The following is an 11,487-nucleotide window of genomic DNA, read 5'->3' as shown; positions in this document are numbered from 1 at the left end:
GGTCGCTGCGCGTCGTACGTCGACCACGGGGTCGGCACCGGCGGGGAATCCCGGATCCGTCGAACCTAACTGCCCGGGTGCCCGGGGATCAACCCGCTATCCACAGGTTGTGACGCGGCTTCCCAGCGGAGGCCGCGGGTGCCCGGGGACGGCGCCGGTTTGACCCCCGATCCGGCGTCCGCGTACCGTTGATTGGTCAACCGGTGTCGACCGGTGCCGCATGTCCACGACGCCCCCGGTCATCGCCGGTCCTCGTGGCTGCGCGGTGCCGGCCGACGTGCTGTGCGGGATCCCGATCGGATCCCGTTCCCGGCTGCCGGAGACCCTTCCCGACATCTGCATCATCTGAGAGGCCGATCGTGAGCAAGCGGACGTACCAGCCCAACAACCGTCGTCGTCACAAGGTGCACGGTTTCCGACTGCGCATGCGCACCCGCGCCGGTCGCGCCATCCTGGCGAACCGTCGCCGGAAGGGCCGCTCGAGCCTGTCCGTGTGACGGACACTTCGCGTGTCCGCCCAGCGGTTCCCGTGGGGCTGACGTGCTCGCTGCCGACCACCGGCTGACCGAACCGGACCTGTTCCGGTCCGCCAGCCGCCGGGGTCGTCGTGCCGGCTCGCGCACCCTCGTCGCCCACCTGCTGCTCCCCGACGGGCAGCAGGTTGTCGGCATGTCCGGGGTGCGGGTGGGCTTCGTGGTCAGCAAGGCCGTCGGCAACGCCGTCGTCCGCAACCGGGTGAAGCGCCGGCTGCGCCACGCCGTGCGGCCGATGCTCACGGACCTGCCGCCGGGCGCCGTGCTGGTCGTGCGGGCCCAGGCCGCGGCGGCCGCGGCGTCGTACGCGGAACTGTGCGTCGACCTGGACCGTTGTCTGCACCGCGTGGGCACGCAGGGGCAGGAGGCGCGATGAACCCGGTGACGTGGGTCCTCGTCGGCCTGGTGCGCGGCTACCAGCTCCTGATCAGCCCGCTGCTCGGGCCGACCTGCCGCTACTACCCGTCGTGCTCGGCGTACGCCGTCCAGGCGCTGCAGGTGCACGGCGCGATCCGCGGCAGCTGGCTCGCGATGCGCCGGCTGCTGCGCTGCCACCCGTGGTCCCCCGGTGGTGTCGACCACGTCCCCCCGCGGCGCGGCCACCAGCACGACGAGGACCCCACCCCCACCCGCGCCGAGCGCGACTCCGAACCTCGCCCGGCGACCGCCGCGCGCTATCCCTCCCAGCAAGGAGCCTGATCAGTGGGCATCATCGGCGACATCGGCAACTTCATCATGGTGCCGCTGTACTACATCATCTCCGCGGTGCTCATCGGCTGGCACGAGCTGTTCTCGGCCATCGGGCTGGACCCCGCCGGCGGCCTGTCGTGGGCGCTGTCGATCATCGGCCTCACCCTGGTCATCCGGGCCGCGCTGATCCCGCTGTTCGTCAAGCAGATCAAGTCCAGCCGCAACATGCAGCTGCTGCAGCCCAAGGTGAAGGAGCTGCAGAAGAAGTACGGCCACGACCGGCAGAAGCTGGCCGAGGAGACGATGAAGCTCTACAAGGAGGCCGGGACCAACCCGTTCGCCTCCTGTCTGCCGATCCTGCTGCAGATGCCGATCTTCTTCGCCCTGTTCCGGCTGCTCGACCAGGCGGCGCGCAGCGGCAAGGCGCACGGCTTCCTCGACGTCGAGCGGGCCAAGCAGTTCGGCCAGGCCGACATCTTCGGCAAGATCCCGATCGCCGACTCCTTCTGGGGATCGCGCACCTGGGGCGAGGAGCCCAACGGCACCGTCATGGTGGTCGCGCTGATCCTGGTGCTCGCCATGACCGCCACCACCTTCTTCACCCAGCGTCAGCTGATGGCCAAGAACATGCCGGCCGAGGCCATGAGCGGCCCCTATGCCCAGCAGCAGAAGATGCTGCTCTACATCCTCCCGGTCGCCTTCGGTCTCGGTGGTGTGGCGTTCCCGATCGGTGTCCTCCTCTACTGGACGACCTCCAACCTGTGGACGATGAGCCAGCAGTTCTACGTCATCCGCAACAACCCCGCTCCCGGCACCCCGGCCTTCAAGGCCAAGGAGGAGCGCGACAAGGCCAAGGCGGCCCGCCACGGCCACGGCACGACGGAGACCGCTGTCGAGGAGAAGGTCGAGGAGGAGCGCCGTCCCTCGACCCGGCAGCAGCCGCGCCGCCAGAGCCGCTCACAGCGCAAGGGCGGCCCCCAGAACAAGCCCGGCGGGCAGGCCAACCAGACGCCGCCCGCGGGCCAGGACGAGACCACGAACGACGAGGGAGACAGCAAGTGAGCGACGAGATCGAGACCGATGTCGTGAGCGGGACCGACGAGGTCACCGAGGAGACGGCTGAGGAGACGGCCGGTCCTGCGGACGAGACCGCCGAGGACTCCGCGCCGGCCGAGGCCACCGGGGGCGACCGGGTGAGCCGCCTCGAGCAGGAGGGCGATATCGCCGCGGACTACCTCGAGGAGCTGCTCGACATCGCCGACCTCGACGGCGACCTGGACATCGACGTGGAGGCGGACCGCGCCGCGGTCTCGATCGTCGGCGCCGACCTCAGCCAGCTCGTCGGCCGCGACGGCAAGGTCCTGGAGGCGCTGCAGGAGCTGACCCGGCTCGCGGTCTACCGGGAGACCGGGGAGCGCTCGCGACTCATGCTGGACGTCTCGGGCTACCGCGCGGACAAGCGCACCCGACTCACCCAGCTCGGCGCTGAGACCGCGGCCGAGGTCGCCGCGTCGGGCACGCCGGTGTCCCTGGACCCGATGTCGCCGTTCGAGCGGAAGATCGTCCACGACGCCGTGGCAGCGGCCGGGCTGCGCTCGGAGTCGGCGGGCGTCGAGCCGCGCCGCTACGTCGTGGTGCTCCCGGCCTGAGCGACCCGGACGGGTCGACGTTTCACGTGAAACACGACGACGACACCGCACCCCCGGTGTCCCCCGGTCCTGAGGACCGGGCGGACCCGGGGGTGCCTGCCCTCCCCGCTCCCCCGGCGGTCCTGGCGGAGGTCTTCTCCGCTGACCGCCTCGCGCTCGTGCAGGAGTACGCCGATCTGCTCGCGACCGACGGGGTCGTGCGCGGTCTGATCGGCCCCCGCGAGACGCCCCGGCTCTGGGAGCGCCACCTGATCAACTGCGGCCTGCTGGCCGCCGCCCTGCCCGCCGACGCCACGGTCGCCGACGTCGGGTCCGGAGCCGGGCTGCCCGGGCTGGTCCTCGCCATCGCCCGGCCCGACCTGCGGGTGACGCTGATCGAGCCGCTGCTGCGCCGGACCACCTTCCTCGAGGAAGCGGTCGAGCGCCTCGGGCTCGAGCAGGTCACCGTGATCCGGGGACGGGCCGATGCCGTCCACGGCGTCGCGACGTACGACGTGGTCACCGCCCGGGCTGTCGCGGCACTCGACAAGCTGGCGACCTGGTGCATGCCGCTCGTGGCACCCCAGGGCGCGCTGCTGGCGATGAAGGGCAGCAGTGCCGCCGACGAGGTGGCCGCGGCGGCGGAGACCTGTCGCCGACTGGGCTGCGCGCCGGCCGTCGTCGAGGAGCTGGGTGCCGAACTCGCGGCGGAGGGCGCCGTCGAGCCGATTCGCATCGTCCGTCTGTCGTGGGCCGACCCGGCCCGCGTATCGTTGCCGCTTCGTGGCCAGCGTGCTCCTCGGGGATCACGCGGTGGCTCGTCGCGAAGGAAGAGGAGGAAGTCGTGAGCGACTCATGGGGTTCCGGTCCCGGGTTTTCCACCGGTCCGGAGGCAGGTACTGAGCGTGAGTCTCCACAGAACCTCACCGGTTATCCACAGGCAGCCGTCGAGCCGGGCTCGGCGTCCGCAGGTCGGGTTTCACGTGAAACCGAGGCCCCGGTGGGTGACGTTCCACGTGAAACGACGCCGACCGCCAGCAGTGGTCCGGTCACGGCCGCGCAGCTCGCGGAGCGTGCCGCCGGCTACGACGACGATCTCACTCCCCTCGCCCGGGCGGCCCAGGCGACGGTGATGGTGCGCGCGGGCATCCCGCAGGAGGAGCTCGACCGACCGGCCGAGACCCGGGTCTTCGTCGTCGCCAACCAGAAGGGTGGCGTGGGCAAGACGACGTCCACGGTCAACCTGGCCGCCGCGCTCACGCAACTGGGGCAGCGGGTGCTGGTGATCGACCTCGACCCGCAGGGCAACGCGTCGACGGCTCTCAACATCGAGCACCGGCAGGGCACGCCGTCGTCGTACGAGCTGCTCGTCGACGGTACGGCGATCGCCGACCTGGCCCAGCCCTGCCCCGACGCGTCGGGCCTGTGGGTGGTCCCGGCGACCATCGACCTGGCCGGTGCCGAGATCGAGCTGGTCAGTGTCGTGGCCCGGGAGCAGCGGCTGAAGAAGGCGCTCGACGCGCATCCCCGCGTCGGCACCGCCGCCGCGGTCGGCGAGGACCGGTTCGACTACGTCTTCATCGACTGTCCGCCCTCGCTGGGTCTGTTGACCCTCAACGCGCTCGTCGCGGGCGCGGAGATGCTGATCCCGATCCAGGCCGAGTACTACGCGCTCGAGGGCCTGGGCCAGCTGCTCGCGACCGTCGACATGGTGCGCGCGCACCTCAACCCGGAGCTCGCGGTGTCGACGATCGTGCTGACCATGTTCGACGCCCGGACCCGGCTCGCGGCGGGCGTGGCCCACGAGGTGCGCGAGCACTTCGGGGACCAGGTGCTCAAGACCGCGATCCCCCGCTCGGTGCGGGTGTCGGAGGCGCCGTCGTACGGTCAGACCGTGATGACCTACGATCCGGGCTCGCCGGGCGCGCTGAGCTACCTCGAGGCCGCCCGCGAGATCGTCACCCGAGGGAGCATGGCGTGAACAGCAACGCACCCCGTCGCGGTCTCGGCCGCGGTCTCGGCTCGCTGATCCCGACCGCGCCGACGCCGCCCGTATCCGCCCCGGCGGCGGGTGAGGATGTCAACCCGAACGCCCAGGATGCGGACTTTGCCGCTGGAGCGACTTCTGGCGCATCGGCGGACCCCGGGTCCACCGGCCCCTCGAACGGCGCTCAGATCGCGGATTCGGTTCTGCGGCCCGTCGAGGGTGCCTACTTCGCCGAACTGCCCGTGGAGCAGATCGCCCCCAATGCGGTCAACCCCCGCACCGTCTTCGACGAGGAGGCGATGGCCGAGCTGGTCCACTCGGTCAAGGAGATCGGCCTCCTGCAGCCGGTCGTCGTGCGCAAGACCGGGCCCGAGAGCTACGAGCTGGTCATGGGCGAGCGTCGCTGGCGGGCCACCCAGCAGGCCGGGCTCACCACGATCCCCGCGATCGTCCGCGAGACCGACGACACCGACATGCTGCGCGACGCGCTGCTGGAGAACCTGCACCGCAGCAACCTCAACCCCCTCGAGGAGGCGGCCGCCTACCAGCAGCTGCTCGAGGACTTCTCCTGCACCCATGACGAGCTCGCCCAGCGGATCGGCCGCTCGCGCCCGCAGATCAGCAACACCCTGCGGCTGCTGAAGCTGTCTCCCGCCGTCCAGCGGCGGGTCGGTGCCGGCGTGCTGTCCGCGGGCCACGCCCGGGCCCTGCTCGGGGTCGCGGACGCCGAGCAGCAGGACCGGCTGGCGCAGCGGGTCGTCGCCGAGGGCATCTCGGTGCGCGGCCTGGAGGAGATCGTCGCCGTCGGCGACGGCATCGCCGGTACGACGCCACGCCCGCGCCGCGCGAAGCCGCAGGCCCCCGGTCTGGGCGAGCTCTCCGAGCGACTGGGCGACCGGCTCGAGACCCGGGTCAAGATCGACCTCGGCAAGGCCAAGGGACGGATCAGCATCGAGTTCGCCAACACCGGCGACCTCCAGCGCATCGTCGACCTGATCGACCCGCGCAACCGCAGTGATCGCCCGGTCTGACCCGCCTCCCGGTCACCGTCCAGGGCGCGTCCCCACACGGGGACGCGCCCTGTTTCACGTGGAACGCCGGGCGGGCGGGGAGCCGCTGTAACACGCCGTCCACTGGACTGGTCGGCGGTTCTCAGCACAAATCCCCCGAAATCGCCGGGCCCGCTGCGGAGAACGGCCGGGTAGTCCGGCGGACGGCGTGTTACTTGCCCGAGGCAGGCGACCCGGCCCGCAAGCGACATGTCGACAAAGCAACAAGGGGACAAAGCGATATATCGGTACGTCGCCCGGGAGTCGGTGGTCACTGTGAGGGTCCTGTGACCTCCGTGCCGGCCTGGTGTGAGGCGGACCCGCGATCCTGGTCGGGCCGGTGACATCCGCCGGCCCACCGAGAGAACGGAGCACCATGAGACACACCCGCACCCGCCGTACCGCCGCCCTCGCCGGCAGTGTGCTCCTCGCCCTGGGCGCCTTCGCCGCCTGTGGCGTGGAGGACGAGAAGCCGGTGACGGCGAAGCCCGGAGCGGGCTCCGGCAGCCGGTCCGGCACGCCGACCGATCCGGCTGTCGCCGCCCGGGCCGCAGTGACCTACATCCTCGACTGCGTCGGCGAGCCGGTCGCCAGTCCCGGGACCTTCACGGTCGCGTGCGCGGACGGCAACCAGAGCCTGACCGAGCTGGCCTGGGCCGATTGGGGCGCCGACCGGGCGAGCGCCACGGGCACGATGGTCGCCAACGACTGCGATCCGAACTGCGCCGAGGGCGCCGACGTCTCGGTGCCGGTCGAGGTGGAGGTGTCGGACATCGTCGAGGGCGAGGCCTCCGCGACCTACGGGACCCTGACCATCACGGTGCAGGGCGACGTGCCGGAGGGGATGGAGGCGACGCAGACCTACCCGCTGCAGACGGTCGACCCGGTCGACCCGGAGATGGGTCCGGGATCCTGAACGTGACGACCACCTCGGCCCCGCCGCCGTCCGGGTTCGCCATCGTCACGCTCGCGCCCATCGCCCGTGCCTGACCGTGCACGATGGTGAGCCCGAGCCCGCTGCCCTGTCCGGTGCTGTGGAACCGGATCGCGCCGGCCGCGAGGACGTCGGAGGGGAAGCCCGGCCCGGCGTCCTGTACGACGACCCGGGGGCCCTCCACGACCAGGGCGGTGACGCCGCCGCCGTGCCGCTCGGCGTTGGCGACCAGGTTGGTGACGATCCGCTCGACCCGACGGGCGTCGACCAGCACCTCCGCGTCCTGGCGCACCTCGGCTCCGGGGACGAGGGCGCCCAGCGGCTGGACGGTGAGCGCGACCTCCTCGGCCCCGCTGTCGAGGCGGGCCACCTCGAGCAGGTCCTCGACCAGGTGCCGCAGCCGGGTCACCAGTCCCCGCAGCAGGTCGGTGGTCTCGCCGGGCGGCAGCAGCTCGCTCGCGCTGACCAGGCCGGCGACCGGCGTACGCAGCTCGTGGGCGACGTCGGCGGAGAAGGCCTGCTCGACCCGGAGCCTGCGGTCCAGGGCGTCGGCCATGTCGTCGACGGCCCGGGAGAGGGCGGCGACCTCGTCGCGGCCGGCGGCTCAGTCCGGCGCCGACGGCCAGGCCGAGCAGGGCGGTGAGCGGCAGCACCGCGGCCGCGGCCACGAGCATCCGCTCGCGCAGGGAGGACCGGGCGGTGCGGACGGGCGCGTCGTCCAGGGCGACGCTGGCGATCCGGTCGGACGGGAGCCGGCGCGCGGCCCACATCCGCTCGCCGTCGTAGTAGGTCGACGCCCGGTCCTCGCCGAAGGCCGGCAGAGAGGTACGCAAAGCGGCGGGCACCCGCTCGGGGTCGAGCGAGAGGTCGTAGCGCAGTGTCGAGGTCACCTCCAGGACCGCGAGGCCGGCATCGAGCTCGGTCAGCGCCTGGGTCCGCAGGCGCTCCCGGGCATCGGCGGCCGACTGGTGGTCGACCACGATGCCCACACCCAGGAGCGTCGCCAGGGAGGCACCCACCACGGCCAGGGTGATCCTGGTGCGCAGCGAGTGTCGCCAGCCGGCGGTCGCGCCGGACCGCGGGAGCGCCACGGTCAGGACCGCGCCATCTTGTAGCCGGCGCCGCGCACGGTGTGCACGCGGTCGGCGCCGATCTTGGCGCGCAGCCGCTGCACGGTCACGTCGACGACATGGGGATCCCCCCAGGTGGAGCTGCCCCACACGATCTCGAGCAGCTGGCCGCGGCTGAGAACCACACCGGCATTCTCGAGGAAGGCCACCAGGAGCCGGAACTCGGTCGCGGACAGGTCGACGGGAGCGCCGGCGCGCTCCACGGTCATCCCGTCGACGTCGACGCGCAGCCCGTCGTGGTCGAGGATCCGGGTGGCCGCTCCTCCCCCGCGCCGGCGCAGCAGGGCACGGATCCGGGCTTCGAGCACGTCGCCGTCGAACGGCTTGACGACGTAGTCGTCGGCGCCGGCGTCGAAGCCGACCACCTGGTCGCGCGGCAGGTCGCGCGCGGTCAGCAGGAGCACCGGCAGCTCACTGTCGGCGCGGATCCGCTCGGTCAGCCGGAGGCCGTCGAGCTTGGGGAGCACCACGTCGACGACGGCGAGATCGACCGGCCGGGTGAGGTACGCCGTCCAGCCGGCCTCGCCGTCGGCGGCGGTGACCACGCGGAACCCGCGCGCCTCGAGGACCAGCCGCGTCGTCGTCCGCAGGTCGTCGTCGTCCTCGACCAGCAGCACCAGCGGCGCGTCGACCATGGTCTGTCGGGCGCCTACTCGCCCCGGCCCGCCTTCTTCTCCGCGGCCTTGGCGGCACGCTTCGCCGCGCGGGCGCGCAGCTCCTCCCGGTCGAGGCGGTCGGCCTCGTCGGGCGTCGGCGCCCCACCGCCGAAGCGGGCCGGCGTCCACCAGCTGCCGGGCGCCTTCTCGGCCGCGGGGTAGTCCGCGATGACCTCGTCGAGCATCCGCCGCATCGCCTCGCGCAGCGCCTCGGTCTCGGCCGCGGTGTCCTCGCCGGTGGGGTGCAGCGGCTCGCCGACCTTGACGACGATCGTCTTGGGCGAGCGGGAGAAGTCGCGTGGGTGGTCCTTGGTCATCAGCCGGTGGGCGCCCCAGACGATCACCGGGATGAGCGGTACGCCGGCGTCGGCCGCGATCCGCGCGGCCCCCGACTTGAGCTCCTTGATCTCGAAGGAGCGGGAGATCGTGGCCTCGGGGTAGATCCCGACGACCTCGCCGGCCTTGAGGTAGGCCAGCGCGTCCTTCATCGACTGCACGCCCGAGGACCGGTCGACCCGGATGTGGTGGAAGGAGCGCAGCAGGTGACCGACGCCGGGGGCGTCCATCATCTCCTTCTTGATCATGAACCGGACCAGGCGCTTGCGGGGCTCGGCGCCCGCGCCGGCGTAGATGAAGTCGACGTAGCCGGTGTGGTTGATCGCGAGCAGCGCGCCGCCCTTGCGGGGGATGGACTCCGCGCCGCTGACCACGACCCGCTGGCGCATCAGCTTGAAGAGCACCTTGGCGGTGACGATGACGGGCGGATACGTGATGTCGAGCACCGGTGCAGTCTGACAGGCCCACCCAGCCCGGTGCGACTGCGTGTCACGCAGACCTACCCCTCGGATTTGCCTCCGGCGAACAAAAATCCCATCGACCCGGCGCGTTTGAACGCGCCGGGTCGATGGGACGGGGTCAGCGCCGGGTGGCGAGGAAGTCGGAGATCCGGCCGATGGCCTCCTCCAGCACCTCCACGTCGGGCAGGGTGACCAGGCGGAAGTGGTCGGGCGCGGACCAGTTGAAGCCGGTGCCGTGGGTGACCAGGATCTTCTTGGCCCGCAGCAGCTCGATGACGAAGGCCTCGTCGTCCTCGATCGGGTAGACCTCGGGGTCCAGCCGCGGGAAGCAGTACAACGCGCCGCGCGGGCGGACCGAGGACACGCCGGGGATCTCGTTGAGCAGCCGATCGGCCAGCATCGCCTGCTCGTAGAACCGGCCGCCCGGCACGATCAGCTCGTTGATCGACTGGTAGCCGCCGAGCGCGGTCTGGATGGCGTGCTGGGCCGGGACGTTCGCGCACATGCGCATGTTGGACAGGGTGGTCAGTCCCTCGAGGAAGTCCTCGGCGAGCTCCTGGGGACCGGAGATCATCACCCAGCCGGCCCGGTAGCCGCAGACCCGGTAGGCCTTCGACAGACCGCTGAAGGTCAGACAGAGCACGTCGTTGCCGGCGGCCTCGGCGGCGTGGTGGTGCACGGCGTCGTCGAACAGGATCTTCTCGTAGATCTCGTCGGCGAAGACCACGAGGTCGTGGCGCCGGGCGATGTCGACCAGCTGGGCCACCATCTCCTTGCTGTAGACGGCACCGGTGGGGTTGTTGGGGTTGATGATGACCAGGCCGTGCGTGTTCTCGGTGATCTTCGACTCGATGTCCTCGAGGTCCGGCATCCAGCCGTTCTCCTCGTCGCACCGGTAGTGGACCGGCGTCCCGCCGGAGAGCGACACCGCGCCCGTCCACAGCGGGTAGTCCGGCGAGGGGACGAGGATCTCGTTGCCGTCGTCGAGGAACGCCTGGAGCACCATCGAGATCATCTCGGAGACGCCGTTGCCGATGAACACGTCCTCGACGGCGGTGTCCTTCAGGCCGCGCGACTGGTAGTACTGCGCGACGGCGGTGCGGGCGGAGTAGATGCCGCGGGAGTCGGAGTAGCCCTGGGCGTCGGGCAGGTTGTGCACCATGTCGGCCACGATCGCCTCGGGTGCCTCGAAGCCGAACGGTGCCGGGTTGCCGATGTTGAGCTTGAGGATCTTGTGACCCTCGGCCTCAAGGCGCTGGGCCTCGACGAGGATGGGTCCCCGGACGTCGTAGCGGACGTTGCGGAGCTTCTGGCTCTGGCGGATCTTGCGCACGGACGCCATTCTCTCAGGTCCGCGCCACTCCCTTTCCGGCCGTGCGCCGACGTACGATCGCAGACGTGGCCCGGACCACGGTCCCTCTCACCCTCGACCTGCTCGACGCCCTCTTCCACGACGCGGGTGCGCCGTGCCGGACCTGCCTGTTCTGGGAGCGCGAGCCGGTGCACCGGCAGCGCCTCGACGCCGAGGAGCGGGCGGCCGAGAAGGAGGCGTGGGTCTCCGAGCTGCTGCGCGAGTGGGGCTCCTGCGGCCGGGTCGCCCTGGTCGACGGCCGGCCGGTCGGCTACCTCGTCTACGCGCCCGCGTCGTATGTGCCCGGCGCTGCGGCCTTCCCCACGGCCCCGGTCTCCGCCGACGCCGTGCTGCTGACCACCGCCTGGGTCCGACCGGAGTACGCCGGGGGCGGGGTCGGCCGCCTGCTCGTGCAGGGCATGGCGCGCGACCTGGTCGGCCGGGACGGCGTCCGCGCGGTCGAGGCGTTCGCCCGCGTCGGGCGGGCGGGTTCGGGGCGGGTTCCGGGGCGGGTTCCGGAGTGCGTGGTGCCCGCGGACTTCCTGGCCCGGACCGGGTTCAAGACCCAGCGTCCGCACCCCCGCACCCCGCGGATGCGGATGGAGATGCGTTCGCTGGTGACCTGGCGCGGCGAGGTGGAGGCCGCGTGGGAGCGGATCGTCGGCGTCGTCCGCCGGCCGCGGCAGGTGCCGACGCCGGTCCCCCGCGAGGCGGATCCGCACCGCCCGTGAC

At 71.8% G+C, this 11,487-nt stretch carries 15 protein-coding genes; 11 read left to right on the top strand and 4 right to left on the bottom strand.

Annotated elements, in window-relative coordinates; all coding sequences use genetic code 11:
- Positions 1–220 precede the first annotated feature (220 nt).
- The 10 genes from QJ852_27255 (at position 221) to QJ852_27210 (ending at position 6,803) form a co-directional block, all read left to right on the top strand.
- A complete protein-coding gene (locus QJ852_27255; GenBank protein WGX96831.1) occupies positions 221–349 on the top strand; it encodes a hypothetical protein in 129 nt (42 codons plus the stop codon).
- Positions 350–359: 10 nt separating this feature from the next.
- The gene (gene rpmH, locus QJ852_27250; protein WGX96830.1) at positions 360–497 is read left to right on the top strand and encodes a 50S ribosomal protein L34; all 138 of its coding nucleotides are present in this window, start codon (positions 360–362) and stop codon (positions 495–497) included.
- Between the two features lie 43 nt (positions 498–540).
- Positions 541–909, top strand: coding sequence for a ribonuclease P protein component (rnpA, locus tag QJ852_27245; protein ID WGX96829.1), 369 nt, complete (start codon positions 541–543; stop codon positions 907–909).
- Positions 906–1,232 carry a membrane protein insertion efficiency factor YidD gene (gene yidD, locus QJ852_27240; GenBank protein WGX96828.1) on the top strand — a complete coding sequence of 109 codons (327 nt, stop codon included), beginning with the start codon at positions 906–908 and terminating at the stop codon, positions 1,230–1,232. The genes rnpA and yidD overlap by 4 nt, the downstream gene beginning before the upstream one ends.
- A gap of 3 nt (positions 1,233–1,235) precedes the next feature.
- Complete coding sequence (gene yidC / locus QJ852_27235) at positions 1,236–2,285, top strand: membrane protein insertase YidC (GenBank protein ID WGX96827.1); 1,050 nt, start codon at positions 1,236–1,238, stop codon at positions 2,283–2,285.
- Positions 2,286–2,416: 131 nt separating this feature from the next.
- Positions 2,417–2,872, top strand: coding sequence for a R3H domain-containing nucleic acid-binding protein (locus tag QJ852_27230; protein WGX99511.1), 456 nt, complete (start codon positions 2,417–2,419; stop codon positions 2,870–2,872).
- Between the two features lie 92 nt (positions 2,873–2,964).
- A complete protein-coding gene (gene rsmG / locus QJ852_27225) occupies positions 2,965–3,699 on the top strand; it encodes a 16S rRNA (guanine(527)-N(7))-methyltransferase RsmG (protein ID WGX96826.1) in 735 nt (244 codons plus the stop codon).
- A gap of 284 nt (positions 3,700–3,983) precedes the next feature.
- The gene (locus QJ852_27220; protein WGX99510.1) at positions 3,984–4,832 is read left to right on the top strand and encodes a ParA family protein; all 849 of its coding nucleotides are present in this window, start codon (positions 3,984–3,986) and stop codon (positions 4,830–4,832) included.
- Positions 4,829–5,869 carry a ParB/RepB/Spo0J family partition protein gene (locus tag QJ852_27215; protein WGX96825.1) on the top strand — a complete coding sequence of 347 codons (1,041 nt, stop codon included), beginning with the start codon at positions 4,829–4,831 and terminating at the stop codon, positions 5,867–5,869. Before QJ852_27220 ends, QJ852_27215 begins: the two co-directional genes overlap by 4 nt.
- 394 nt (positions 5,870–6,263) lie before the next feature.
- Positions 6,264–6,803 (top strand): hypothetical protein, encoded by a 540-nt coding sequence (locus QJ852_27210; protein WGX96824.1) that lies wholly within the window; start codon positions 6,264–6,266, stop codon positions 6,801–6,803.
- Here the strand turns inward: QJ852_27210 and QJ852_27205 are convergent.
- From QJ852_27205 to QJ852_27190, 4 genes are all read right to left on the bottom strand, one after another.
- Positions 6,703–7,377, bottom strand: a complete 675-nt coding sequence (locus QJ852_27205; GenBank protein ID WGX96823.1) for a HAMP domain-containing sensor histidine kinase — start codon at positions 7,375–7,377, stop codon at positions 6,703–6,705. The two genes, QJ852_27210 and QJ852_27205, sit on opposite strands and share 101 nt — an antisense overlap.
- Positions 7,378–7,914: 537 nt before the next feature.
- Positions 7,915–8,586: a response regulator transcription factor gene (locus QJ852_27200; protein ID WGX96822.1), complete on the bottom strand. Its 672-nt coding sequence runs from the start codon at positions 8,584–8,586 to the stop codon at positions 7,915–7,917.
- A 14-nt stretch (positions 8,587–8,600) separates the two neighbouring features.
- Positions 8,601–9,389, bottom strand: coding sequence for a lysophospholipid acyltransferase family protein (locus tag QJ852_27195; GenBank protein WGX96821.1), 789 nt, complete (start codon positions 9,387–9,389; stop codon positions 8,601–8,603).
- 133 nt (positions 9,390–9,522) lie between these two features.
- Positions 9,523–10,737 carry a pyridoxal phosphate-dependent aminotransferase gene (locus QJ852_27190; protein ID WGX96820.1) on the bottom strand — a complete coding sequence of 405 codons (1,215 nt, stop codon included), beginning with the start codon at positions 10,735–10,737 and terminating at the stop codon, positions 9,523–9,525.
- Between the two features lie 65 nt (positions 10,738–10,802).
- Between QJ852_27190 and QJ852_27185 the strand changes: the two genes are divergently transcribed.
- Positions 10,803–11,486, top strand: coding sequence for a GNAT family N-acetyltransferase (locus QJ852_27185; GenBank protein WGX96819.1), 684 nt, complete (start codon positions 10,803–10,805; stop codon positions 11,484–11,486).
- Position 11,487 lies beyond the last annotated feature (1 nt).

This window comes from Nocardioides sp. L-11A, assembly GCA_029961745.1.
Taxonomy (GTDB): domain Bacteria; phylum Actinomycetota; class Actinomycetes; order Propionibacteriales; family Nocardioidaceae; genus Nocardioides.
The sequence above is the reverse complement of the archived record's forward strand: the minus strand, read 5'-3'. Positions and strand labels throughout refer to the sequence as shown.